Source organism: Stenotrophomonas sp. ATs4, assembly GCF_051861585.1.
GTDB lineage: Bacteria > Pseudomonadota > Gammaproteobacteria > Xanthomonadales > Xanthomonadaceae > Stenotrophomonas > Stenotrophomonas maltophilia_AS.
In genome coordinates this window covers 293666-317812 of sequence record NZ_JBLYPK010000003.1, presented here as the reverse complement: position 1 = coordinate 317812, position 24147 = coordinate 293666, and the positions used below count along the sequence as shown (strand labels likewise).

General features: G+C 66.5%; 20 protein-coding genes. 4 read left to right on the top strand and 16 right to left on the bottom strand.

The features are described from left to right. Positions 1 to 2 precede the first annotated feature (2 nt). On the bottom strand, positions 3 to 905 hold the full coding sequence (locus ABR323_RS07535) for a peptidylprolyl isomerase (protein WP_439448840.1): 903 nt from the start codon (positions 903 to 905) through the stop codon (positions 3 to 5). Positions 906 to 1027: 122 nt separating this feature from the next. Between ABR323_RS07535 and ABR323_RS07530 the strand changes: the two genes are divergently transcribed. The 3 genes from ABR323_RS07530 (at position 1028) to ABR323_RS07520 (ending at position 4034) form a co-directional block, all read left to right on the top strand. Next, on the top strand, positions 1028 to 2515 hold the full coding sequence (locus tag ABR323_RS07530) for a HEAT repeat domain-containing protein (RefSeq protein ID WP_439448839.1): 1488 nt from the start codon (positions 1028 to 1030) through the stop codon (positions 2513 to 2515). 167 nt (positions 2516 to 2682) lie between these two features. Then, positions 2683 to 3048, top strand: a complete 366-nt coding sequence (locus ABR323_RS07525) for a PadR family transcriptional regulator (protein WP_010486360.1) — start codon at positions 2683 to 2685, stop codon at positions 3046 to 3048. Further along, positions 3045 to 4034, top strand: coding sequence for a sensor domain-containing protein (locus tag ABR323_RS07520; protein WP_439448838.1), 990 nt, complete (start codon positions 3045 to 3047; stop codon positions 4032 to 4034). Before ABR323_RS07525 ends, ABR323_RS07520 begins: the two co-directional genes overlap by 4 nt. A 262-nt stretch (positions 4035 to 4296) precedes the next feature. Here the strand turns inward: ABR323_RS07520 and ABR323_RS07515 are convergent, their stop codons facing one another. Both ABR323_RS07515 and ABR323_RS07510 read right to left on the bottom strand, forming a co-directional pair. Next, complete coding sequence (locus ABR323_RS07515; protein WP_135272859.1) at positions 4297 to 5604, bottom strand: polyhydroxyalkanoate depolymerase; 1308 nt, start codon at positions 5602 to 5604, stop codon at positions 4297 to 4299. 93 nt (positions 5605 to 5697) lie between these two features. Then, a complete protein-coding gene (locus ABR323_RS07510; protein WP_439448837.1) occupies positions 5698 to 6288 on the bottom strand; it encodes a class I SAM-dependent DNA methyltransferase in 591 nt (196 codons plus the stop codon). A gap of 189 nt (positions 6289 to 6477) precedes the next feature. Between ABR323_RS07510 and ABR323_RS07505 the strand changes: the two genes are divergently transcribed. After that, complete coding sequence (locus tag ABR323_RS07505) at positions 6478 to 6933, top strand: CopD family protein (protein WP_439448836.1); 456 nt, start codon at positions 6478 to 6480, stop codon at positions 6931 to 6933. 141 nt (positions 6934 to 7074) lie between these two features. On the opposite strand, the gene ABR323_RS07500 is transcribed toward ABR323_RS07505, so the two are convergent. The 13 genes from ABR323_RS07500 to uppS all read right to left on the bottom strand — a co-directional run bounded on the left by ABR323_RS07500 (position 7075) and on the right by uppS (position 24142). Next, the gene (locus ABR323_RS07500) at positions 7075 to 8034 is read right to left on the bottom strand and encodes an acetyl-CoA carboxylase carboxyltransferase subunit alpha (RefSeq protein ID WP_439448835.1); all 960 of its coding nucleotides are present in this window, start codon (positions 8032 to 8034) and stop codon (positions 7075 to 7077) included. 113 nt (positions 8035 to 8147) lie between these two features. Further along, a complete protein-coding gene (locus ABR323_RS07495) occupies positions 8148 to 9017 on the bottom strand; it encodes a hypothetical protein (protein ID WP_439448834.1) in 870 nt (289 codons plus the stop codon). A gap of 64 nt (positions 9018 to 9081) precedes the next feature. Continuing rightward, entirely contained in the window at positions 9082 to 12672 is a 3591-nt protein-coding gene (dnaE, locus tag ABR323_RS07490; RefSeq protein ID WP_439448833.1) for a DNA polymerase III subunit alpha, read from the bottom strand. A gap of 254 nt (positions 12673 to 12926) precedes the next feature. Then, entirely contained in the window at positions 12927 to 13595 is a 669-nt protein-coding gene (locus ABR323_RS07485; RefSeq protein WP_439448832.1) for a ribonuclease HII, read from the bottom strand. After that, complete coding sequence (lpxB, locus tag ABR323_RS07480; protein ID WP_439448831.1) at positions 13592 to 14851, bottom strand: lipid-A-disaccharide synthase; 1260 nt, start codon at positions 14849 to 14851, stop codon at positions 13592 to 13594. The genes ABR323_RS07485 and lpxB overlap by 4 nt, the downstream gene beginning before the upstream one ends. Then, on the bottom strand, positions 14848 to 15639 hold the full coding sequence (gene lpxA, locus ABR323_RS07475) for an acyl-ACP--UDP-N-acetylglucosamine O-acyltransferase (protein ID WP_439448830.1): 792 nt from the start codon (positions 15637 to 15639) through the stop codon (positions 14848 to 14850). Before lpxA ends, lpxB begins: the two co-directional genes overlap by 4 nt. Positions 15640 to 15655: 16 nt before the next feature. Then, positions 15656 to 16114: a 3-hydroxyacyl-ACP dehydratase FabZ gene (fabZ, locus tag ABR323_RS07470; RefSeq protein ID WP_135272867.1), complete on the bottom strand. Its 459-nt coding sequence runs from the start codon at positions 16112 to 16114 to the stop codon at positions 15656 to 15658. Then, a complete protein-coding gene (gene lpxD, locus ABR323_RS07465) occupies positions 16111 to 17133 on the bottom strand; it encodes a UDP-3-O-(3-hydroxymyristoyl)glucosamine N-acyltransferase (RefSeq protein WP_439448829.1) in 1023 nt (340 codons plus the stop codon). The genes fabZ and lpxD overlap by 4 nt, the downstream gene beginning before the upstream one ends. A gap of 363 nt (positions 17134 to 17496) precedes the next feature. Continuing rightward, the gene (gene bamA, locus ABR323_RS07460; protein ID WP_439448828.1) at positions 17497 to 19860 is read right to left on the bottom strand and encodes an outer membrane protein assembly factor BamA; all 2364 of its coding nucleotides are present in this window, start codon (positions 19858 to 19860) and stop codon (positions 17497 to 17499) included. Positions 19861 to 19934: 74 nt separating this feature from the next. Further along, the gene (gene rseP, locus ABR323_RS07455; RefSeq protein WP_135272872.1) at positions 19935 to 21293 is read right to left on the bottom strand and encodes an RIP metalloprotease RseP; all 1359 of its coding nucleotides are present in this window, start codon (positions 21291 to 21293) and stop codon (positions 19935 to 19937) included. A 55-nt stretch (positions 21294 to 21348) separates the two neighbouring features. Continuing rightward, positions 21349 to 22539 carry a 1-deoxy-D-xylulose-5-phosphate reductoisomerase gene (locus ABR323_RS07450; RefSeq protein ID WP_439448827.1) on the bottom strand — a complete coding sequence of 397 codons (1191 nt, stop codon included), beginning with the start codon at positions 22537 to 22539 and terminating at the stop codon, positions 21349 to 21351. Between the two features lie 2 nt (positions 22540 to 22541). Then, positions 22542 to 23378, bottom strand: coding sequence for a phosphatidate cytidylyltransferase (locus tag ABR323_RS07445; protein ID WP_439448826.1), 837 nt, complete (start codon positions 23376 to 23378; stop codon positions 22542 to 22544). Continuing rightward, complete coding sequence (uppS, locus tag ABR323_RS07440) at positions 23375 to 24142, bottom strand: polyprenyl diphosphate synthase (RefSeq protein WP_439448825.1); 768 nt, start codon at positions 24140 to 24142, stop codon at positions 23375 to 23377. Before uppS ends, ABR323_RS07445 begins: the two co-directional genes overlap by 4 nt. Positions 24143 to 24147: the final 5 nt, after the last annotated feature.

Below are 24147 nucleotides of genomic sequence, written 5' to 3'. Positions count from 1 at the left end.
CGCTACCGCACCGGCACCGGAATATTGCAAAGATCGATATGCCCCGCCGGACGCTTGTAGAAATCATCCACGCGATTGCGGCGTGCCTCCACTGTATCGGCGAAGGTCTTCGAGTCGGTACGCAGCACCTGGATGGGCGTGCGCTCGGCCACCGGCACATCGCTGGCACGGCGGATCGATACGATCGGCGTGCGCAGCTTTGGGTCGGCGTAGAAGCCCATCGGTGCCGGTCCGCGCGGCGTTGCGCTGAGCAGTTCCATGCCCTTCAGCACGCGACCAACCAAAGTGATGTTGCGGTCCAGCTGACGCGGTGACTGGCCGGTCACCACGTACAGTTCGGCACCAATGCTGCTGTCTTCCTCGTTGCTGCGGCCCGCGCCCAGCATGCCGTAGCAGTGTGCCAGCCAGGCCTTGCCGGCCTGCGGGTCCTGGCCGACCGGGAAGCCGTCGACGAAGCCGGTCTGCGCGGCCCAGCCATCGCGGTCCGGCAGCACGCTCACCTTCAGGCCGGCGCTGGCGCGTTCGAATTCGGCCGGCAATTTGCGCGCGGCGCTGCCGAACGGCTTGGCCTTGGCTGCGTCATCGGCGTCGGCGTCGCCGAACTGCACCACGAAGTTGTCCTGCGAACGGTAGATGCTGGTGCCGTCCCAGAAGTGCTCGTGGGCGAAGGTCAGGATGTTGGCGACATGGCGCGGGGCGAACTGCGGCGCCAGCTCGATGATGACCCGACCGGCCGGCAGGTCCATGTACAGCAGGTTCGCCGGCTCCGGGGTGCGCCAGTCGCTGGCGGCCGAGGCGTCCAGGATCTGCTGCGGGCTGCGGTAAGGCGTGGCCGCGCTGGCCATGGCGGGCAGCAGGTAGGCGAGGGCGAGGGCGGTCAGGGCAAGGCGACGACGGTGCGGCATGGGAACCCCGGAACATGAACGAGGCTTCGATTCTGCGCGAGAGTACGCGCCTGCGCCACGGTGGCGTGCTGGCCCTGTCCATGCAGGTGCGGCACGATGGTCATTGTCCTTAATGGAAGCAGATGATGGTGATACCGCATCCGGAAGCGCCCGAAGCCGCGCTGCGCGCGATGATCGACCAGATCCTGAAGGGGTTCGTCGATGAGGGTGTGGATCGTCTCCATTGGTTGCAGACGCTGTCGCCACGCGGGTTGTTCGATCTTGATGAGCGTCGACGCAGCTGGTGGGCCCACAACGACGATGGCCTGCTCGCCTGCCTGAAGGCCTGCGCAGCGGCGCCGGTTGATGTGCAGACGGCGGCCCTGTTCCTTGCAGGCTCGGACGGTAATGGTCACACGCGCGAGGCCGCGTTGCAGAAGATGCGCTCGGTGCCCAGCCATCTGACGTTGTCCTGTGCCTTGCTCCGCTGCAATGATTGGGTGGCCGAAGTGCGCGCGGTGGCGAGGGATGTCGTGATGTCCCTGCTCGAGCAGTGCGCGGTGCACCACGTGCTGAAGGCTTGGCCGATCGCCGTCCGCTTGCGCGATGCACAGCGCGTGCAACGGGAATGGCTCGACGGCGGCCTGTTCGCCTGGCTGTCGTCGCCAGCCGCTCACCCCGTTCTTGAAGGGCTGCTGGGCCACCCCGAGGCAAGAACCCGGCTTGTGGCCTTCACCGTCGCCCTGCAGATCCATCCAGACGCGGAGGAACTGCGCTCGCTCGCGCTGCTGGACAACAGCCCGCAAGTCTCGCACCTGGCACTTACACATCTTTTGGCAAACGGAGCGCCTGGGGAGATCGAAGAGAAATGTGTCGTGGCGTTGGCTGCGCCCTCCAGCGGGGTGCGTGCCGCAGCATTGCGGGCACTGGTCGAACGTAACGTGCCGGGTCTCGATGCACACATCGAAGCTGCCGCATTTGACCGTTCGCGCAGCGTGCGCAGATTGGCGGCGTGGCTGCTTCAGCAGCGCGATGCTCCGCCCGCGATCACGTTGTGGCGCGATGAACTTCAGCAGCGCACCCGCGGGCGCTGGCGCGAGGCATTGGAAGCGTTGGGCGACCACGCCGAAGCTGCAGATGCGAACGCGCTGCGCGCGTTGTTGCCCCAGGTCTCGGCGCGCCATCGACGCAGCTGCCTGCGCGGTTGGCTGAGGGCTGGGGACGGCGCCAGTCTGGATTGGTTGCGTGCCGCACTGGAAGAGCCTGGGCGGACCGTGAACGAGCTGCTGGCCCGTGCGACGCCCCTGTGGGCCGGCGAACTGGATCCGGTCCGGCTGGTGGCGTTCTGCCACGATGGTCCTTCGCACGTGGCACAGGTCGGCCTGCTGAGCCAGTTGCGCAGACTGCCCCTTTGGCAGCACCTCGATCTGCTGCTGGACACGGTGCCGCAGCGCGCCGAGGAGCAAGCTTGGCACCTGCGACTGGTGGAGAACTGGCTTGGGGCGAGCCAGCATTACTCGCCACTGGGGGCTTCCCGCCGACAGGCACTGATCAGCCGGCTTGAGCAGGGCGGTCACGCCTTGTCGGAATCAGTCGCCGCGCAGGTGCTGGCGTCGGTACGTCGGGCCTGAATCATGCACGCTGCTGCTTGACGAAGGCCTCTTGGAACTCAGTCAGGCCAGGGGAACTGCCGGACCGCTGGTCATCCGACCGACGCCAACCGGCAGAGTGACTAACGACACATTCGCTATACCGAACTTCGCACTACTGTTGACTTCAACGTAGTGGAGGGCCGGTCATGTCCGAGGACGATGTCCACCTGAAGAAGTTCCAGAAGGAGCTCAGCGCCGGAACGGTGTCGCTGGCCCTGCTGGCGGTGCTGGCCCGGGCCGGGGAGCCGCTGTACGGCTACCTCATTGCCAAGGAACTGGAGCGGGTCGGCGAGGGCGTGCTGAGCGGCAAGCAGAGCGCGCTGTACCCGGTGCTGCGCAACCTGGAGGGCGCTGGCCTGCTGGAAAGCCATGTGGAGCCGTCCAGCAGCGGGCCGCCGCGGCGCTACTACCGCATCAACGAACGTGGCCGCGACGTGCTGGCGCAGTGGCGCCAGGCCTGGCAGGCCACCCGAGATTCCGTCGATTCCGTGTTGGAGGGGGTACCGCAATGAACGACCCGAGCCTGGCAGGCCGAGCCCTGCCCACGACCATCCCGCAGTACCTGGCGCAGCTGCGCGCGGCATTGGAAGGCGCCGACCCGGCGATGGTGCAGGACGCCCTGTACGACGCCGAGGAATACCTGCGCTCGGAACTGGCGGCGCAGCCCGGCCGCAGCGAGGCCGAGGTGATTGCGGACGTTGCCGGCAGCTATGGCGCGCCGGACGAAGTGGCGGAGATCTACCGCGAGACCGAAGTGACGGTGAACCGCGCGCTGCGTACGCCGCGTGCGGATACCGCGCCGGTGCTGCGTGCGGCGGCGGAAGCCAGTGGCGTCGAGCCGGCCGCACCGCTGCCGGCGCCGGTGCAGCGTTCGCTGCTGGCGCGCTTCTTTGGCGTGGTGACGGATCCGCATACCTACGGCGCGCTGTTCTACATGCTGCTGTCGCTGGCCACCGGCATCTTCTTTTTCACCTGGGTGGTCACCGGCCTGTCATTGTCGCTGGGCCTGCTGATCCTGATCATCGGCATTCCGCTGACCGTGCTGTTCTTCGGCTCGGTGCGCGGGTTGGCGCTGCTGGAAGGGCGATTGGTGGAAGCGCTGCTGGGCGAACGCATGCCGCGCCGTCCGCGTTATACCGACCGCAGCCGCACGTGGCTGCAGCGCATCGGCGACATGTTCACCGATGGCCGTACCTGGCTGACGCTGCTGTACTTCGTGCTGATGCTGCCGCTGGGCGTGGTCTACTTCACCATCGCGGTGACGTTGCTGTCGCTGTCGCTGGGTTTGATCTGGGCGCCGGTCGCGGCCATCTTCAGTGGCGACATCCCCGGCGTGTACATCAACGACGTGAATGTACTGCCGATGGCGGCCTCGCCGCTGGTGGCGATCGTGGTTGCTGCGGCGGGTGCGCTGCTGCTGCTGCTGACGATGCATCTGGCACGCGGCATCGGCAAGCTGCATGGGCTGATCGCCAAGAACCTGCTGGTGCGGTTGTAAGCGGGAATCCACGCTTCGGCAGGTGCCAACCTTGGTTGGCATGTTCCATCAGCGTCGGGACGTTTAGCGGGCTTCGCTCTGGTAGGTGCCAACCTTGGTTGGCACACTCCATCAGCGTCGGGACGTTTAACGGACTTCGCTCTGGTAGGTGCCAACCTTGGTTGGCACGATGTCGCCGGCATCGGGATTCACGGCAGAGCGCCAACCAAGGTTGGCATCTACCAGGGCGTACCGACCAAGGTCGGTACCCACCACGGGCGAGTTACCCCGCCTTTCGCCGCAGCGGGGTGACGTTGCTCTTCTTCTTCGCGGCCTTGGCCGCAGGCGCTTCGGCATGTGCGGCGAAGAAGTCGCGTACCTTCGGGTAGACCACTTCGCGCCAGCGACGGCCGCTGAAGATGCCGTAGTGGCCGGCGCCTTCGACGATGAAATGCTCGCGGCGGTCAGCAGCAATGCCGGTGCACAGCGACTGCGCCGCTTCTGTCTGGCCGAGACCGGCAATATCGTCCAGCTCGCCTTCGATGCTCAGCAGCGCGGTATCGCGGATCGCCGACGGATCAACCTTCTCGCCGTTGACCACCCACTCGCCACGCGGCAGCAGGAAGTCCTGGAACACCACGGAAATGGTATCCAGGTAGTACTTGGCCGGCATGTCCAGCACGGCGTTGTACTCGTCATAGAAATTGCGATGCGCGTCGGCGTCTTCCAGGTCGCCCTTGACCAGATCGGTATAGAAATCCCAGTGCGAACTGAAGTGGCGGCTGGGGTTCATCGACAGGAAACCTGCATGTTGCAGGAAGCCCGGGTACACGCGACGGCCGGCACCGGGGTAGCTGGCCGGCACGGTGTGGATGACGTTGTTCTCGAACCACGACAGCGGGTTCTGCGTGGCCAGGTTGTTGACGGCAGTCGGGCTGCAGCGCGCATCGATCGGGCCGCCCATCATCACCAGCGTGCGCGGGGTCGGTTCACCACGGCTGGCCATCAGCGAAACCGCAGCCAGCACCGGTACGGTCGGCTGGCACACGCTCACCACGTGCAGGCGCTCGACGCCGAGGTGGCGGATGAACTCCTGGATGTAGGCGATGTAGTCGTCGAGGCCGAACTCGCCTTCGCTGGCCGGCACCATGCGCGCATCGACCCAGTCGGTGACATACACGCGGTGGTCGCGCAGCAGGGTGCGCACGGTATCGCGCAGCAGCGTGGCATGGTGACCCGACAGCGGCGCCACCACCAGCACGAATGGCTGGTTGAGCATGGTGTGCAGCTGGTCGGCTTCATTGCTGTGGCGCTTGAAGCGCAGCAGCTTGCAGAACGGCTTGCTCACTTCCTCGTGCACGACGATCGGCACGCGCTCGCCCTCGACCTCGATTTCGTTGATGCCCCACTCGGGCTTCTCGTAATCCTTGCCGATGCGATGGAAAAGCTCATTGACCGCCGCCAGGCGATCAGCACCGGGCATCTGCGACCACCAGTGACCCTGGTTGGCGAAGAATTTGGCGTTGGCCTGGGCCTGGTGCACCCAGGGGGCGAGCAGGTTGCGGGTCAGTTCGTGCAGTTGATAGAGCATGACGACCGAATATGTATGGTCATATGTTGCCGCGCAGCATATCCCATCCGGGTGTCCCGCAGGTTAAGTTGACTGAAAATAGTGAATCCGGATTCACATCCGTTCCAGCGCGGCCGCATCGCCTGCCAGGGCGGGGCCGAGCCAGCAGTGCGACCCAACCGGCTGCAGGCCGTGCTGGGCCAGCGTGCGGCCGTACCAGCGCGCCGGGCGGGCCTGGAAGCCGTCGTGGTCGCCCTCGAACGCATCTTCGGCGGCGAAGGTTTCCAGGAAGGCCACGCCGCCGGTCAGCTCGCCGACGCCGGCCAGGCCAGCGCGCAGTTCGCGATTGGGCACGTAGTGCATCACGTCAGAGCAGACCAGCAGGTCGACCGGGGCACAGGGCCGCAGCCAGGCGAAATCGCCGAAGCTGGCCAGGTGCAGGTTGCGGGTCCGGCCATAGCGGCGCACAGCGTACTCGCTGCTGTCGAAACCGAGGTATTCGACCTTCGGACGCAACTTCAGCAGCGGCGCGCGCCAGGCGCCTTCGCCACAGCCGATGTCCAGCACGCTGCGGATCGGCCGCTCCAGGTAGTACTCGGCGCTGGCCACGGCCAAGGCGACCTTGCGCGCCAGGCGGGCGCTGCCGCCGATGTCGGCACGGCGATACCAGCGTTGGAAGTAGGCGGCGTCGTAGGTCTTGTCCATGGGGCAGGGCACGGTGATGAAAGCGGAGCGTAATAGTAGAGCCACGCCATGCGTGGCTGCGATGGTGCGGTGGGCAGCCATCCATGGGATGGCTCTACTGTGCTGCGGCGATTGGACGCGGCAGCCACCCATGGGGTGGCTCTACTGCGACAATAGGCCCCCATCCCCGCCAGCCGCCGGAGCGAGCGCATGCAGAGCTACTACTGGGTCAAGACCTTCCACATCGTGTTCGTGGTGGCGTGGATGGCCACGGTGTTCTACCTGCCGCGCATCCTGGTGAACCTGGCCGAGACGGCGGGGCAGACGGCCGTGACCGAGCGCCTGCAGCTGATGGGCATGCGCCTGTACCGTTTCGGTCACTCGATGTTCGGTCTGGCGTTCCTGCTGGGCCTGGTGCTGTGGCTGGGCTACAAGGTCATCCCCGATTTCCCGACCATGGTCGCGCCCGGTGGCGCCGGCTGGCTGCATGCCAAGCTGGGCCTGGTGGTGCTGCTGCTGGTGTACTTCAGCTGGATCGGGCGGCTGCTGAAGGGCGTGGCCAAGGGCCGGCCGCTGCCGTCGTCGCGCGCGCTGCGCTGGATCAACGAGATCCCGCTGCTGGCCTTCATTCCGATCGTGTGGCTGGTGCTGGCCAAGCCGTTCTGAGGCGGGGTCATCTGCACCCAGTAGATCCACGCCATGCGTGGATGCTGTGCGAGGTACAAACAAGAAGAGCCGGGCATCTGCCCGGTTCTTTCATTTCTGCAACCACCTGCGTGTTGCCGGCCAGCGGCCGGCACTACCGGCTTAGGCCGCTTCGTACGTGCCGTAGCTGCGCAGGCGCTTGTAGCGCTGGTCCAGCAGCTGCTCGGTGGACAGCTTTTCCAGCGCATCCAGCTCGTTCAGCAGCACGGCCTTCAGGCGCTTGGCCATCTGCGTCGGGTTGCGGTGGGCGCCGCCGGTCGGCTCGCGCACGACCTTGTCGACCAGGCCCAGTCCCTTCAGGCGCGGGGCGGTCAGGCCCAGCTGTTCGGCCGCGTCCTTGGCCTTGCCGGCGTCCTTCCACAGGATCGAGGCGCAGCCTTCCGGGGTGATGGTCGAATACACCGCGTATTCCAGCATCACGGTGCGGTCGCCCACGCCGAGTGCCAGCGCGCCGCCGGAGCCGCCTTCGCCAATCACGGTGCAGATGATCGGCACCTTCAGTTCGGCCATCTCGATCAGGTTGCGGGCAATCGCTTCGGACTGGCCACGCGACTCGGCGTCGATGCCCGGCCAAGCGCCTGCGGTATCGATCAGGGTCAGCACCGGCAGGCCGAAGCGCTCGGCCATCTTCATCAGGCGCAGCGCCTTGCGGTAACCCTCCGGCTTGGGCATGCCGAAGTTGCGCTTGATCTTTTCCTTGGTGTCGCGGCCCTTCTGGTGGCCGATCACCATCACCGCACGGCCGTTGATGCGGGCCAGGCCACCCATGATGGCTTTGTCGTCGGCGAAGGCACGGTCGCCGGCCAGCTCCTGGAACTCATCGAACATGACGCGGAGGTAGTCGGCGGTGTACGGGCGCGACGGATGACGTGCAAGCTGCAGTACCTGCCACGAGGTCAGGTTGCGGAAGATCTGCGCGGTGCGCAGGCGCAGCTTGTCCTGCAGCGCGCTCACTTCCGCCTCGACATTGACCGCCGGCCCGGCACTGGCGTTGCGCAGTTCCTGGATCTTGGCTTCCAGGTCGGCGATGGGTTGCTCGAAGTCGAGGTAGTTCGGATTCATCGGAAGCCGTCGTGTAAAGAAGAGGGGAATTCTAGCCGAATGCGTACAAACCACCCGTACGCCTTCGTCTGGAAGGCGACGGTAGCGCAGCCGGGCAGGGGGCGCCAGTCAGCTCAGGGCACCACCAGCGCACTACGGCCCATCAGCTGGCTGCGCTGGGAGACGAAGTCGTTGTAGGCCTCGTTGGCTTCCCGGCCCTGGTTGGCGCCCAAGGTAGCGGTGGCCGAGGTGAAGGCCATCTGTGCGTCGAAGTCCTGCTTGCGCAGGGCCTTCTGTTCATCGGCGGTGGTGGCCTTGAGCCAGCGTGCATAGACCTCGCGCAGGGGCGCCGCGTGGGCCTCGAAGGCGGGGACCAGTGCCGGCAGGCTGGACGGCGCCGGTTCCAGGCTGAACACCGGGGCCACGTAGCCGGCTGGCTGCTCGCGCTTGAATGCACCGGGCTCGCCCATGCCTTCTTCCACGTAGGCGATGAAGTCCGGTGCGGTGAACACCTTCGCCACGATCTGGCCGCCGCTGGAATCAACGTGGGCTACCACCTTTTCCTTCGGGAACGGTTCGCGCACGCCGTAGGTCCAGGCCTTGTCGATGAACAGTTCGTGGCTCTTCTCGAACGGGCCCTGGAGGTCGACGCCGCCCAGCTCGATACCGTTGTTGCCGGTGCCGAAATTCTTCAGCTTGCTCTCGTCGGTGACGTATATCTCGCGGGCGATCACGTACTCGCTCAGGGTCGGGTTGATCAGGCCGCCACGGCCGTCGACATAGACGATGAAGCGCACGTCGCCGAGCTTGTCGGTGTGCAGGCGATGTTCGCCGATGGCCAGTGAGATCGGGCGCGAGCCCTGCGCAGCCACCGGCAGGTCCTGGCCGTCGATGCTCAGCGCCAGCGGCGTGTCGGTCGGGTTGTCGATCTGGAACTCGACCTTCGAGGGCGAGCAGGCGGCCAGGGCCAGTGCGGCAGTGAACGGGAACAGCAGCGTCTTCATCGGCAATCGTCCTTGATACGTGGAACGGGTAAACAGGGGGTTCGGGAAAACCAGGGAGCCAGCCTCAGCTGGCCCACGGCGGGCTGTAGCGCACCTTCAGCGTGCGCACGGCCGGGTCGGCGCGCAGCGCCTCCATCAGCTTGGAATCGACGCGCACCGCGCTCTGGCCGGAGACATCGAGCATGCCGGCGACACCGCCGTCCGGTCCCTTCAGCAGCAGGTCCAGGCGCAGCGGCGTGCGGCCGGGGCGATGGCGGTCGAGCAGGGCATCGATGCGCTCCCAGACCGGGCGCTGCTGGCGCAGGTCCAGGCGCAGCGACAGGCGCGTGGCGTAGTTGGCACAGACTTCGTCGAAGTCCCAGCACTGGCGGATGCGCAGTGCGAAACCGCCATTGAACTCGTCTTCGCGCAGGCCGCCCTTGACCACCAGGATGCGGTCCTTGGTCATCAGGTGGCCGAATTCGGCCATCGCATCGGAGAACGCGCTGCACTCGACGCGACCGCGGCCGTCCTCGAGCTGGATGAAGATCTGGCTTTCACCCTTGCGGCGCACGCCAACCACCTGGCCGGCGAGCACCGTTTGAACTTCCGGGCGCCAGCGCTTCTCGCCGCCGCCACCGCCGCCGCTGTTGGCGCTCCAGATCTTTTCCACCGAACCCAGGTCGGTGCCGACCAGGTCGCGCACGTCGTCGCGCCATGGGTCGAACGGATGGCCGCTGAGGTAGAAGCCCAGCGTGTCGCGCTCGCCGTTCAGACGCTGCAGCAGCGGCCATTCCTCGGTTTCGGGCAGGTCCAGCTGGATGGTCGTCGCGCTCGGGTCAGGGCCGCCGAACAGCGAGTTCTGCCCGGACGCACGCTCGCGCGCCATCTGCTCGGTGGCCTTGATCACCTCCGGCAGCTGCAGCATCAGCGAGGCACGGTTGTGGCCGAGCTCGTCCAATGCGCCGCAGTTGATCATTGCCTCCAGCGTACGGCGGTTGAGCCTGGCCGAACCGATGCGGGTGCAGAAGTCGAGCAGGTCCTTGTATTCGCCGCCCTTCAGGCGTTCGTCCACCACCGCTTCGCAGGCACCCTGGCCGACACCCTTGATCGCGCCGAGACCATACTGGATGGTGTCCGGCGTTGCCGCTTCGAACATGAAGGCGGACTGGTTCACCTTCGGTGGCAGCACGGTCAGGCCGAGGTTGCGCACTTCGTCGAGGAAGCCGACCACCTTGTCGGTGTTGTCCATATCCGAGGACAGCGTGGCCGCCATGAACTCGGCCGGGTAGTGCCGCTTCAACCACGCGGTCTGGTAGCTGACCAGCGCATAGGCGGCGGCGTGCGACTTGTTGAAACCGTAGCCGGCGAACTTCTCCATCAGGTCGAAGATCGCATCGGCCTTGGCTTCGTCCACACCGTCCTTGGCCGCGCCTTCGCGGAAGATCTCGCGGTGCTTGGCCATTTCCGCCGGCACCTTCTTGCCCATCGCGCGGCGCAGCAGATCGGCGCCGCCCAGCGAGTAGCCGCCGACGATCTGCGCCATCTGCATCACCTGCTCCTGGTACACCATGATGCCGTAGGTGTCCTTCAGGATCGCTTCGGTGCGCGGATCGGGATAGATGATTTCTTCCTGGCCGTGCTTACGCGCGTTGAACGAAGGAATCAGGTCCATCGGGCCGGGGCGGTACAGCGACACCAGCGCGATCAGGTCTTCGAAACGGTCGGGGCGCGCGTCCTTCAGCAGGCGGCGCATGCCCGAGGATTCGAACTGGAACACCGCGCCGGTATTGCCGTTGGCGAAGATGTCCTTGTAGGTGGGCGTGTCGTCGAGCGGGATCGCGGCGATGTCCACCGGCGGAATGCCGGCGCGCTCGTGGCGCTTGTTGATCGCCTTCACCGCCCAATCGATGATGGTCAGCGTGCGCAGGCCCAGGAAGTCGAACTTCACCAGGCCCACTTCTTCCACGTCGTTCTTGTCGAACTGCGTGACTGGGTTCTTGCCGAGGCCGTTCTCGTCGTGTTCGGCGTACAGCGGGCAGAACTCGCTCAACGGCTCGGGCCCGATCACCACGCCACCGGCGTGCTTGCCGGCATTGCGGGTCAGGTCTTCCAGCTGCAGCGCCAGGTCGATCAGGTCGCGGACATCGTCCTCGGTCTCGTAGCGCTGGATCAGTTCGGCCGAAGCCATTTCCGAGCTGGGGCCTTCCTTGCCCTTGCCCAGTGCATCCTTCAGGTGGATGCCGAGGATGTTCGGAATCAGCTTGGAAACGCCGTCGACCAGGCCGTACGGGAAACCCAGCACGCGGCCGGAGTCACGCACCACTGCCTTGGCGGCCATGGTGCCGTAGGTGATGATCTGGCTGACGCGCTCGCGCCCGTACTTGCGCGCGACGTAGTCGATCACCTCGTCGCGGCGATCCATGCAGAAGTCGATGTCGAAGTCGGGCATCGACACACGTTCCGGATTCAGGAATCGCTCGAACAGCAGGTTGTACGGCAGCGGGTCCAGATCGGTGATCTTCAGCGCCCACGCCACCAGCGAACCGGCACCCGAACCACGGCCCGGGCCGATCGGAATGCCCTGGTTCTTGCCCCACTGGATGAAGTCGGCCACGATCAGGAAGTAGCCGGGGAAGCCCATCTTGATGATGGTGTCGAGCTCGAACTCCAGGCGTTCGAAGTACTCTTCGCGGGTCTTGCCCGGCGCCAGCGGATTCTTCTCCAGCCGCTCTTCCAGGCCATCGCGCGACATCTTCTGGATCCAGGTGTCCAGGGTCTCGTCGTCCGGCACCGGGTAGTTGGGCAGGAAGTAGGTGCCCAGCCGCATCTCGATGTTGCAGCGCTCGGCCAGGGCCAGCGTGTTGTCGATCGCATCGGGGATGTCGGCGAACAGCGCGCACATCTCCTCGGCCGACTTCAGGTACTGCTGGTCGCTGTACTCGCGCGGGCGCTTGGGGTCATCCAGCACGCGGCCGGTGGAAATGCATACGCGCGCTTCGTGCGCACTGAAATCTGTCGGCGCCAGGAAGCGGACGTCGTTGCTGGCCACGACCGGCAGGCCGCGCTGGCCAGCCGCCATCAGCGCGAACTGGTTGAAGGTTTCTTCGCCCTCGCGGCCGGTGCGGGTCAGTTCCAGGTGCAGGCCGTCGCCGAACACGCGCTGCCAGTCGGCCAGCTGCTGCTCGGCCAGTTCATGCTTGCCATCCAGTGCCAGGCGTCCGGCCAGGCTCTGCCGGCCGGCCAGCGCGAACAGGTTGGCGTTGCCGGCCTTCAGCCAGTCCGGATGTACCGCCACGCCGCCCTCGGGGCGATGCCCTTCCATCCAGGCACGGGTCAGCAGCCGCGACAGGCTCAGGTAGCCCTCGCGGTCGCGGCACAGCAGGGTCATCCGCCACGGGTCCTGGCCTTCCTCGGCGATCAGCACGTCGGCGCCGGCAATCGGCTTGATGCCCACGCCTTCGGCAGCCTTGTAGAACTTGACCAGGGCGAACAGGTTGTTGAGATCGGTCACCGCCAGCGCGGGCAGGCCGAGCTCGACCGAGCGCGACAGCAGGTTGGCCTGCTTGGCCTTCTTCGGGTCGGCCTGATCCGGCTTGGCCGGCACACGGATGGTGGAGTCCGCCAGCGAGAACTCGGTGTGGACGTGGAGATGTACGAAGCGGGAGTTGGACATGCCGGACCAGGTTGGAGCGCGCGGGCCCCGGGTGCTGACGGGGGGATCGTCGCCGGGGTCGGGAAGCGCTGGAGTGCCCGGTCAGGGTAGCGAGGGCAGGGGGTGGCGACAAGGCTTGACGGTGCGTCGATTGCGCGAATGCCGCCGGGCATGGCCTGGCGCTACCGGGTGCGTTCACATTGCCCTGTGTGCGGATATCGGCGGAGGCGTTCAGATTGTCGTGGTAGCGCCGGGCCGTGCCCGGCGGCCGTTGTTCAGGCGATGGCTGCGATCGCGGGGGCTGGCGCTGTTTCCAGGCAGTCGCGCACCGGGGCGAAGCTGCGGCGATGTTCGTCGCAGGGGCCATGCTCGCGCAGCGCGGCCAGATGGGCCGGGGTGCCGTAGCCCTTGTGCTGCTCGAACCCGTACTGCGGATGACGTGCGTGCAGCGCCTGCATGTAGCGGTCGCGGCTGACCTTGGCCAGGATCGAGGCCGCCATGATCGCGCGGTCGATGCCATCGCCACCGATCAGCGCCTGCGCCGGCAGTACCAGGCCCTTCGGCACCACGTTGCCATCAATGCGCGCGAAGCCCGCGACATGGGCCACGGCCGCGACCACATCGCGCATGCCCTGCAGAGTGGCCTGGTAGATGTTCAGGCGGTCGATGGTGTCCACGTCCACCAGCGTCACGTGCCAGGCCAGGGCCCGTTCGATGATGCGGTCGTGCAGCTGCTCGCGGCGTGCAGCAGTGAGCTGCTTGGAATCGTCCAGGCCATTGATGCGCGGCCGGGATGGATCGAACACCACGGCGGCCACCGCCACCGGCCCGGCCAGCGGACCCCGGCCGGCTTCGTCGACGCCGGCGACCAGGCGCTCCGGCTCGATCACCGCGCCGCCTTCGAACAGGGCCAGACTCGCTGCCGCGGCGTGGCGGCGGCTCATGCCGGGTCCTGGTCGCGCATCAGCAGTTCGCCGACGGCGTCGGCGGCCCGTGCCGAGGCATTGCGGCGCAGGCGCTCATGCAGGCGGGCGTACGTGCCCTGCAGATCGGTTATCCGCTGCGGATGGTCGAACCACTGCTGGACGGCCGCGGCCAGCTTGTCCGGCGTACAGTCGTGCTGCATCAGCTCCGGGGCCAGGTCCTGGCCAGCCAGGATGTTGGGCAGGGCGAAACGGTCGACCTTGATCAGGCCCAATGCCTTGACCAGCCGGTAAGTCAGCTCGTTGACGCGGTAGCCGACCACCATCGGCCGCTTCACCAGCATGGCCTCCAGGGTCGCGGTGCCGGACGCCAGCACCACCACGTCGGCGGCGATCATCGCGTTGCGGGCCTGGCCGTCCAGCACATGTGAGTACGCCACCGGCAGCGCCGAGCGCGACAGCTGCTCTTCGATCAGGCGCTTGCATGCCGCATTGGCCGCGGGCACCACCACGTGCAGGCCGGGGATGCGTTCGGAGACCTGCCAGGCGGCTTCGAAGAACGGTTCACCCAAGCGCGAGATCTCGCCCAGGCGGCTGCCCGGCAACACCGCAAGCACCTTGGCCGAGGTCGGCAGGCCGAGCGCGGCGCGGGCTTCCTCGCGGTTGCCCTGCAGCGGGATGTCGTCGGCCATCGGGTGGCCGACGAAGCGCGCATCAATGCCATGCTTGGCATAGATCGGCGGTTCCATCGGGAACAGGCACAGCACCAGGTCGGCACTGCTGCCGATCTTCTCGGCGCGTTTCTCACGCCAGGCCCAGACCGAGGGGCTGACGTAGTGCACGGTGCGTACGCCACGCCGTTTCAGCCAGCGCTCGATGCCCAGGTTGAAGTCGGGCGCATCGATGCCGATGAACACATCCGGCTGCCATTCCAACGCGCGCTGGCGGAACGCCGAGCGCAGCTTCAGCAGGCGCGGCAGGTGGCGCAGTACTTCGGTCAGGCCCATCACCGCCAGCTCGCTGGCATCGTGCCAGGTCTGGCAGCCGGCGCTGCGCATGGCATCGCCGCCGATGCCGGCGAACTCGGCATTCGGGAAGCGTGCCTTCAGTTCACGTACCAGGCCTGCACCGAGCAGGTCGCCGGAGGCTTCACCGGCAACCAGTGCGATCCGCAGTGGGCGCTCGCTGAGCACCCGCTGTGCAGGGACGCTGCCGGCCATCGAGGCCAGCGGAATCACGGCGGCGCCGGCCGGCGCCTGGCCGGTCGTGCTGCTCATCGCAGCAACGGCCTCTCGGCATGCTCGATGAAATCCAGCATGGCCTTCACGTCGTCGCTGCTGCGCGCCTGTTCGGTCAGCTGCACCTTGGCTTCGGCCAGCGGCAGGCCCGCCACGTACAGCGTGCGGTAGGCACGCTTGATGGCGGAAATGCGATCGGCATCGAAGCCGCGGCGCTTCAGGCCTTCGCTGTTGATGCCGCGCGGGCGACCCAGCGAATCGGTGCCGACCATGGTGAACGGCGGAACGTCGCCATTGGTCAGCGCGCCCATGCCGAGGAAGGCATGCGCGCCGATGCGGCAGAATTGGTGGGCACCGGCGAAGCCGCTGATGATCACGTAATCGCCCACGGTCACGTGGCCGGCCAGGGTGGTGTTGTTGGAGAACACGCAGAAGTTGCCGACATGGCAGTCGTGCGCGACATGCGTGTAGGCCAGCATCCAGTTGTCGTTGCCGACGGTGGTAACGCCACCGCCACCGCCAGTGCCGCGGTTCACGGTAACGAACTCACGGAACACGTTGCGGTCGCCGATCACCAGTTCGGTGCGCTCTCCGGCGTACTTCTTGTCCTGAGGTTCGCCGCCGATCGCGGCGTGGCCGACGAAGCGGTTGTCGCGGCCGATCCGGGTCGGGCCGTGGATGCTGCAATGGGGGCCGACCACCGTGCCGGCGCCGATTTCCACATCGGCACCGATCAGAGTGAACGCGCCCACCTGGACGTCATCGGCCAGGCGCGCGGCCGGATCGATGACGGCGGTCGGGTGGATCCGCGGTGCGTTGTCAGTCATTCCTGCCTCCAGTGGATCAGCCCTTGGCGCCGGCACACATGACTTCGGCCGAGGCAACGACTTCACCGTTGACCTTGGCTTCGCCGTAGTACCAGCCCATGTTGCGGATCAGGCGCTTCATCTGCACATCCAGCATCAGTACATCGCCGGGCACGACCTGCTTGTTGAAGCGGGCGTTTTCCACCTTGACCATGTAGAACAGCTTGGACTGCGAATCGCGGCCGAGCGTGAGCTGGGTCATCACGCCACCGGCCTGCGCCAGCGCTTCGATGATCAGTACGCCGGGCATGATCGGGCGGCCCGGGAAGTGGCCCTGGAAGAAAGGCTCGTTGATGCTCACGTTCTTCTGCGCCAGGATGCGCTTGGCCTCGATGTCGAGCTCAAGCACCCGGTCCACCAGCAGGAACGGGTAACGGTGCGGGAGCAGCTCCTGGATCTCGCAGACGTCGATAGGAAGCTGCAGCGTGTCGTTCATTCTTTCTCCTTGCCAGCAGCCAGGACGCGGCGGGCCAATGCGTCCAGCTGCTTGAAGCGCGCGGCGTTCTTGCGCCACGTGCGGTTGTCGGTCAACGGGGTGCCGGACGAGTACTCGCCCGGCTCATGGATGGAGTTGCGGACCACGGACTTGCCGGTGATCACGACCTTGTCGCAGATCTCAAGATGGCCGACCACGCCGACGTGGCCGCCGAGCAGGCAGTAGCGGCCGATCTTGGCGCTGCCGGCGATGCCGGTGCAGCCGGCGATGGCCGAGTGCGAGCCGATCTGCACGTTGTGCGCGATCTGCACCAGGTTGTCCAGGCGCACGTCCTCGTCCAGCACGGTGTCTTCCAGCGCACCGCGGTCGACGCAGGTGTTGGCGCCGATCTCGCAGTCGTCGCCGATGCGGACGCCGCCGAGCTGCGGCACCTTGATCCACTTGCCGGCGTCCATCGCCAGGCCGAAGCCATCGGCACCGAGTACGGCACCGGGGTGCACGCGCACGCGCTTGCCGAGCTTGACCCGGGTGACCAGGGTGACCCGGGCGATCAGTTCACAGCCGTTGTCCAGGCTGCAGTCTTCGCCGATCACGCTGCCGGTGCCGATGATGCAGTTCTCGCCGACCACGCTGCGCGCGCCGATGGAGACGAACGGGCCGATATGGGCGCTGGCCGCGATCTGGGCGCTGGGATCGATGACGGCGCTGGGGTGGATGCCCGGCGGGCGCGTCGGCGCGATGTCGAACAGCGCGGCGATCTTGGCGAAGGTGGTGTACGGGTCCTTGGCCACGAGTGCGGCGCCGGGGGCGGCTTCGGCGTCGTCGGCACGCAGCACCACCAGCGAGGCGTGGCTGTCGGCCAGCTGGGCGCGGTAGCGCGGGTTGGCGAGGAAGGTCAGCTGGCCAGGGCCGGCATGGGCGAGGGTGGCCACGCCATGGATGGCGGTGGCGGGGTCGCCATGGACCTGCAGGCCGAACTGCTCGGCGAGTTGCTGGGCGGTGTAGGTGGGAGTATTCACGGCGGGAGTTTAACGTGTGGCGCCATTGCGGTCATGCGGGGTCAAAAGCGGCGCCTGCCTGATGTCCCGGGGTGATGGCGCAGGGGGCTGCCCAGGACACGCCGTAAACCCATCCCTGGGGGCTCGATGGCGCCATCCATGGCGCCAACGGTCCTGGTCAGCCCCCTGCGCCATCACCAGATGATTTCACGCGAGCGCGGGAAGTAACGGCGGCGGCGAGCAAGTAAAACGAAAACGCCGGGCAATGCCCGGCGCTTCGTGCCCCGTCTGGTGGAGAGCCCCCCTTTGTTAAGGGGGGCGCGCGAGTGGCGCGGGGGATAGGTGAAATGCGGGGGCAGTTCTGGCGAACCGCCCCGCGGTTCGTCAGAACTGCCCGCCGAAGGTGAATTGCAGACGCTCGACCTTGTCGCCGTCTTCCTTCTTGAGCGGGAAGGCATAACTGATCGAGATCGGACCGACCGGGGCGCGCCAGAGCAGGGCCACACCGGTGGACACGCGCAGTTCGTTGGCCTTGAAGTTGTCCACGCCGGTGTAGACATTGCCGAAATCGACGAAGGCCGACACGCGCGCCGACGGGCTGTCGAACAGACGCGGGAAGTAGGCTTCAACCGAACCGACGGTCTTCAGCGAACCGCCCAGCGGCTGGCCTTCCGGGTAGCCACGGGTCACTTCGCGCGGACCGAGGGTGTTGTCCTCGAAGCCGCGCACCGAGTTGGTGCCGCCGGCGTAGAAGTTCTCGTAGAACGGCAGGCCCTTGGCGGTGACCGAGCGCAGGTTGCCGTTCTCGTCCGGCACCATCGCGGTCTTGTCACTGCCGTAGCTGTCGCCGTAACCGACTTCCGCGCGGGTGTTGATCACCAACGAGGGCATGATCGGCCAGTACTTGCTGATCTGATAGTTCAGCTTGTAGTACTCGATCGTCGAGCCCGGCAGCGTGGTTTCCAGGCCAACGCGCTGATAGGTGCCACGGGTCGGCATGAAGTAGTCGTTGCGCGAATCGCGCGCCCAGCCCAGCTCCGTGCGCCAGGCATGGAAGGTCTTGCTGCCCAGTACGTTGATGTAGTCGATGATCGACTGCGGGGTGGAGCCCTGGTAGGTGGTGATCTGGTTGCTGTCGATGCCGAACATCAGCGAGACGGTGTCGGTCTCGGTGATCGGCACGCCGAACACCACCTGCGCCGAACCGTTGGTGCTGTTGTACTGCGCGGTGTTGAAGTCGGAGTAGTCCAGCTCGCGCCAGGACAGGTTGTAGCCCAGCGACACGCCGTCATCGGTGAAGTACGGGTTGGTGTAGCTGAAGCCGTAACGCTGCAGGTAGCTGCTGCGCGAGGCTTCGACCGACACGCGGTTGCCGCCGCCGAGGAAGTTGTTCTGCGACAGCTGCACCGACGTGGTCATGCCGTAGGACTGCGAATAACCCAGGCCGAACACGAAGCTGCCCGAGGTGGTTTCCTTGACGTTGTAGACGACGTCGACCTGATCGTTGCTGCCGCTCACGGCCGGGGTTTCCACGTCCACCGACTCGAAGTAGCCCAGGCGCTGCAGGCGGATCTTGGAACGGTCGATCGCGGCCTGCGAGTACCAGCTGTTCTCGAACTGGCGCATTTCGCGACGCATCACTTCGTCGGACGTGCGGGTATTGCCGCGGAACAGGATGCGACGCACCGACACACGCGGGCCCGGAACGACCTGCATGTTGATCGCCACCGTCTGGTCGGGGCGGTTGGTGGTCGGAATCGGATTCACCTTGGCGAACGCGTAGCCGATGTTCGACAGCGAATTGGTGATGGTGTCCGAACTGAATTCCAGCAGCGCACGCGAGAACGTGTCACCGGACTTCTGGATCACCATGCGCTCGACATCCTCCTGCGGGAGGATGGTGTCGCCACTGACCTTGATCTCGGAGATCTTGTACTGCGCACCCTCGGTCACGCCGGCGGTGAGGAACATGTCGCGCTTGTCGGGGCTGATCGACACCTGGGTCGAGTCGATGCTGAAATCGACGTAGCCACGGTCCAGGTACCAGGAATTGAGCTTTTCCAGGTCGCCGGACAGCTTTTCCTTGGAGTACTGGTCGTCACGGCGGTACCACGACGCCCAGTTGTGCTCCTTGGACTCCCAGGTCTCCAGGATGTCCTTGCCCTCGAACTTCTCGGTGCCGACCAGGTTGACGTGACGGATCTTGGCCGCCTTGCCTTCCTTGATGGCGATCGCGATGTCCACGCGGTTGCGGTCCAGCGGGCTCACCGTCGGGGTGATCTCGACGGTGTATTTGCCGCGGTCGTTGTACTGGCGGCGCAGTTCCTGGGTCACGCGGTCCAGGCTCAGGCGGTCGAAGGTGCCGCCCTCGGTCAGGCCGATGTCGGACAGGCCCTTCAGCAGCTGCTCGGACTTGATGTCCTTGTTGCCGGTGACGGTCAGCTTGTTGATCGCCGGGCGTTCCTTGACGGTCACCACCAGGATGCTGCCCTGGCGATCCAGCTGAACGTCTTCGAAGAAGCCGGTCTTGTACAGGGCGCGGATGGTTTCGCCGACCTTGTTGTCGGTGACCGTCTCGCCACGTTCCACCGGCAGGTAGGTGAACACCGTGCCCGAGCTGATGCGCTGCAGGCCATCGACGCGGATGTCGCTGACAGTGAAGGGCTCGGCTGCCTGGGCCAGGGCGGGAGCGCCGGTGACGGCGGCGAGGGCGAGGGCCAGCAGGCGGCGATTGGGGAGTCGCGTCATGTCACGTCCGGTAGGAAGGTCGATTTCATTAGTACGGGATGCCGACGCTGTAGACGGCAAAAACGTGGAAAAGTTCATCGCGGGACCAGGCCGAGGATGTCGTTGTAGAACGCCAACCCCATCAGCCCGGCCAGCAACGCCAAGCCGATGTACTGGCCGGCGGCGATGGCACGCTCGCTCAGCGGGCTGCCCTTGACCAACTCGATAAGGTAATACAGCAGGTGGCCGCCGTCCAAGATCGGGATCGGCAGCAGGTTGATGATGCACAGGCTGAGCGACAGCAGGGCAAGGAACTGCAGGAACCAGTCGAGGCCGCGTTTGGCCGAGACATTGGCCACGCGGGCGATGGTGACCGGCCCGGAAACGTTCTGCAGCGAGGCTTTGCCGGTGACGATGCGGCCCATCATGCCCAGCGAATCGGCCGCCAGGCGGCCGGTTTCACGCACTGCAACGGTGACCGAGTCCAACGGGCCGTAGCGCAGCAGGGTGTCGTACGGCGGGCTGAACTTGGTCGGAAACTGAACGCCGATCTGCCAGGCGGGGTCGCCCTTGGCGTCCTGGCCCTTGCGCGGCGTGACTTCCAGCGCCAGGCGCTCGCCGCCACGCAGGACCTCGATCATGCCCGGGCCACCCGCACGCCCCAGCGCCTGGATCTCACCGATCACCTGGTCGGCGCCGTCGATGCGCTGGCCATCGATGGCCACGATCAGGTCGCCCGGCTGCAGTTGCCCGCTGACGACCGAATCCGGGGTCAGCGACTCGACCAGGGCCGGCTGCAGCCACGACTGCCAGTACAGGCCCGCCAGGATCGGCACCCGCCGTTCATCGAAACCGGCGGGCAGCTGCGATAGCGGGAGGGTGCGCACGCGCACCTGGTCGGCCGGGTCCAGCACTTCCAGCTTCACGTCACGGCGGTCCATCGCAGCGGCGGTCAGCGCCATGCTGGCCTCGCCCAGGGTGACCACCTGACGGTCGTCCACGCGCAGCACGCGGTCACCGCTGCCGAGCCCGGCAGTGGCGGCGATGCCGCTGACGCGGCCGATGGTCGGCGAATAGTCCTGCTTGCCGATCACGAACATCGCCCACAGCAGCAGGATGCACAGCAGCAGGTTGGCGATCGGTCCGGCGGCGACAATGGCGATGCGCTGCCAGACCGTCTTGTGGTTGAAGGCCTGGCCGCGTTCGTGCGGATGGACCTCGACCTCGCGTTCGTCGAGGAACTTCACGTAGCCACCCAGGGGGATGGCGGCAATGGCGAACTCGGTACCGTGCTTGTCGCGGCGCGACCACAGCGGGCGGCCGAAGCCGACCGAGAAGCGCAGCACCTTGACTCCGCACAGGCGGCCGATCCAGTAATGCCCGAATTCGTGGAAGGTGACCAGCAGCCCAAGGCTGACAATCATCCACCAGACCGATCCGATGAAATCAGTCATGCAGGCTCACATTGGCGGGCAGGGGCGGCGTCGTCATGCTGGGCGAGGCGTTCGTTCAGGCGGCGGCGATGGTGTTCAGGGTGAGCTGGCGTGCCCGCTGGTCGGCGGACAACAGAACCTCAAGTGTATCGGCTGCGTGGGTCGGCAGTGTTGAAAGCGCGTTAGCAACGAGTTCCGGAATGGTCAGGAAACCGATCCGGCCCTGAAGAAACGCTGAAACCGCCTCTTCATTGGCGGCGTTCAGCACGGCCGGGGCGGTGCCGCCGGCCTGCATGGCCTGCCAGGCCAGCGCCAGGCACGGGAACGCCTCGGTATCGGGGGCCTCGAAATCGAGCCGGCCCTGCGCCAGCAGATCCAGCCCGGCCACGCCCGACTCGATGCGCTGCGGCCAGCCGAGGCCGACAGCCAGCGTGGTGCGCATGTCCGGCAGGCCCATCTGGGCCAGGGTCGAACCGTCAACGAACTCGACCAGCGAATGGACCAGGCTCTGCGGGTGCACCAGCACTTCAATGCGTTCGCCGGGGACGCCGAACAGGTGGTGGGCCTCGATTACCTCCAGGCCTTTGTTCATCAACGTCGCCGAATCAACCGAGATTTTCGGGCCCATCGACCACTTCGGATGGGCCACGGCCTGCGCCGGGGTGACCGCGGCAAGGTCGGTGCGGCTGCGGCCGCGGAACGGACCACCGGACGCGGTAAGCAGGATTCGACGCACACCTGCGCCATCGACACTGGCGTCGCGCGAACGCAGGCACTGGAAGATCGCGCTGTGCTCGCTGTCGATCGGGATGATCTCAGCGCCTGCCTGCTGGGCGGTGCGGGTCAGCAGCTCGCCGGCCAACACCAGGGATTCCTTGTTGGCCAGCAGGATGCGCTTGCCGGCGGCAGCGGCGGCAAGGGTCGAGGACAGTCCGGCCGCACCGACAATCGCCGCCACCACGGTGTCGCATGCGTCACTGGCAGCCAGCTGGTCCAGCGCGGCATGCCCGGCGTGGGCTTCGGTGGGCAGGCCGGCGTCGCGCAGGCCATCACGCAGCTCGGCGAACAGCGATTCGTCGGCGATCACCGCATGCGCCGGGCGGTGCTGACGGCACAGCGCCAGCAGCGCCTGCACCTGGCGGCCGGCGGCGAGCACGGTGGCCTGGTAACGCTGCGGGTGGCGGGCGATCACGTCGAGCGTGGAGGCACCGATCGAACCGGTGGCGCCGAACACGGCGACCCGGCGCAGGTCTGCGACAGCATTCATGGTCAGAACCCGAAGATTTCCTTGCCCAGCGCGAACACCGGCACGGCGGCAAGAACACCGTCGACACGGTCGAGCACGCCGCCATGGCCCGGAATCAGGTGGCCCGAGTCCTTGGCACCGGCATGGCGCTTGATCAGGCTCTCGAACAGATCGCCCAGCACCGAGGCAAACACCGCCACCACCGAGGTGATCAGCAGGCCCGGCAGGTGCGCGGCGTCAATGCCGGCGAGCCAGCCAAGGCCAACGGCCACGGCCACACCGGCCAGCAGGCCACCAAACAGGCCTTCCCAGGTCTTGTTCGGGCTGATGCGCGGGGCCAGCTTGTGCTTGCCGAAGTGACGACCCGCGAAATAGGCCCCTGAATCGGCGGCCCAGACCAGCGCCAGCGCGGCCAGCAGCCACAGGTGGCCCTGCTTGCCGGGCGGATCACCGCCGGCGTGGATCAGTACCAGCGCGGCCCAGGCCGGCACGATGGCCAGGGTGCCGGCCAGCATCTTCACAATCCGCGAGGGCGCCGACGGCTGTGCACCGAAGTTGAAGAAGCGCAGCCAGACCAGCGCCGCCAGCCACCAGGCGACACCGGCCAGGGTGGTGATCTGGAACAGCACCAGCGTGCTGCCATCGGCCCAGACCAGCAGCACCATCAGCAGCAGGTTCAGCACCAGCAGCACGGTACGCGCCAGGGTGTCTTCGATCCCGGCCAGCTTCAGCCACTCCCACAGGCCGATCAGCAGCACGGCAGCCGCAGCGGCGGCCAGCCATTGCGTCGGCAGCAGCAGGATCGCGGCAATGGCGACCGGCGCCATGATCAGCGCGGCGAGGACTCGGGTCTTGGTCATGGGCTGGAGGTCTCGGTGGCCAGTGCGGCGATCTGGGCGCTGGTCAGGCCGAAACGACGCTCGCGGCTGCCATAGGCGTCCAGCGCCTGTTGCAGCAGGGCGGCATCGAAGTCCGGCCACAGCGCCTCGGTGAACCACAGCTCGGTGTATGCCAGCTGCCACAGCAGGAAGTTGCTGATGCGGGTGTCGCCACCGGTGCGGATGAACAGGTCCGGCGGCGGCAGGTCGGCCAGGGCAACCTGTCGGCCCAGCAGCGATTCATCGATCTGTTCGGGCAGCAGGCGGCCCGCAGCGACTTCGGCGGCCAGTGCGCGCGCGGCACGCGCGATGTCCTGGCGGCCACCGTAACTGGCGGCAATCGACAGGGTCAGGGCGGCGTTGTCGGCAGTGCGCTGTTCGGCCAGCTGCATGCGGCTGACCAGCCCGGCGCCGAAGCGTTCGCGTTCGCCGATGAAGCGAATGCGTACGCCACGCCGATGCAGCTCATCCACTTCGCGGTCGAGCGCGCCGAGGAACAGCTTCATCAACGCATCGACTTCTTCCTGCGGCCGGCCCCAGTTCTCGCTGGAGAACGCGAACAGGGTCAGCGCGGAAATGCCCAGTTCAAGGCAGCGCTCGATCGTACGGTTGACCGCGCGCGCGCCGGCGCGGTGGCCGATGACGCGCGGACGACGGCGCTGCTGTGCCCAGCGTCCATTGCCATCCATGATGATGGCAATGTGGCGGGGCAGGGCAGCCGGCAACGGAGGCGGGACTGAAGGCATCGACT

Excerpts from the sequence above, each read along its gene's own strand:
- ABR323_RS07510 (WP_439448837.1), bottom strand. The coding sequence starts at position 6,288 with ATGGACAAGACCTACGACGCCGCCTACTTCCAACGCTGGTATCGCCGT.
- ABR323_RS07485 (WP_439448832.1), bottom strand. The coding sequence starts at position 13,595 with ATGAGCCGCCGCCACGCCGCGGCAGCGAGTCTGGCCCTGTTCGAAGGC.
- ABR323_RS07450 (WP_439448827.1), bottom strand. The coding sequence starts at position 22,539 with ATGAATGCTGTCGCAGACCTGCGCCGGGTCGCCGTGTTCGGCGCCACC.
- rseP (WP_135272872.1), bottom strand. The coding sequence starts at position 21,293 with ATGACTGATTTCATCGGATCGGTCTGGTGGATGATTGTCAGCCTTGGG.
- ABR323_RS07530 (WP_439448839.1), top strand. The coding sequence starts at position 1,028 with ATGATGGTGATACCGCATCCGGAAGCGCCCGAAGCCGCGCTGCGCGCG.
- bamA (WP_439448828.1), bottom strand. The coding sequence starts at position 19,860 with ATGACGCGACTCCCCAATCGCCGCCTGCTGGCCCTCGCCCTCGCCGCC.
- uppS (WP_439448825.1), bottom strand. The coding sequence starts at position 24,142 with ATGCCTTCAGTCCCGCCTCCGTTGCCGGCTGCCCTGCCCCGCCACATT.
- ABR323_RS07520 (WP_439448838.1), top strand. The coding sequence starts at position 3,045 with ATGAACGACCCGAGCCTGGCAGGCCGAGCCCTGCCCACGACCATCCCG.
- ABR323_RS07505 (WP_439448836.1), top strand. The coding sequence starts at position 6,478 with ATGCAGAGCTACTACTGGGTCAAGACCTTCCACATCGTGTTCGTGGTG.
- ABR323_RS07495 (WP_439448834.1), bottom strand. The coding sequence starts at position 9,017 with ATGAAGACGCTGCTGTTCCCGTTCACTGCCGCACTGGCCCTGGCCGCC.
- lpxA (WP_439448830.1), bottom strand. The coding sequence starts at position 15,639 with ATGACTGACAACGCACCGCGGATCCACCCGACCGCCGTCATCGATCCG.
- dnaE (WP_439448833.1), bottom strand. The coding sequence starts at position 12,672 with ATGTCCAACTCCCGCTTCGTACATCTCCACGTCCACACCGAGTTCTCG.
- ABR323_RS07535 (WP_439448840.1), bottom strand. The coding sequence starts at position 905 with ATGCCGCACCGTCGTCGCCTTGCCCTGACCGCCCTCGCCCTCGCCTAC.
- ABR323_RS07445 (WP_439448826.1), bottom strand. The coding sequence starts at position 23,378 with ATGACCAAGACCCGAGTCCTCGCCGCGCTGATCATGGCGCCGGTCGCC.
- ABR323_RS07500 (WP_439448835.1), bottom strand. The coding sequence starts at position 8,034 with ATGAATCCGAACTACCTCGACTTCGAGCAACCCATCGCCGACCTGGAA.
- fabZ (WP_135272867.1), bottom strand. The coding sequence starts at position 16,114 with ATGAACGACACGCTGCAGCTTCCTATCGACGTCTGCGAGATCCAGGAG.
- ABR323_RS07525 (WP_010486360.1), top strand. The coding sequence starts at position 2,683 with ATGTCCGAGGACGATGTCCACCTGAAGAAGTTCCAGAAGGAGCTCAGC.
- ABR323_RS07515 (WP_135272859.1), bottom strand. The coding sequence starts at position 5,604 with ATGCTCTATCAACTGCACGAACTGACCCGCAACCTGCTCGCCCCCTGG.
- lpxB (WP_439448831.1), bottom strand. The coding sequence starts at position 14,851 with ATGAGCAGCACGACCGGCCAGGCGCCGGCCGGCGCCGCCGTGATTCCG.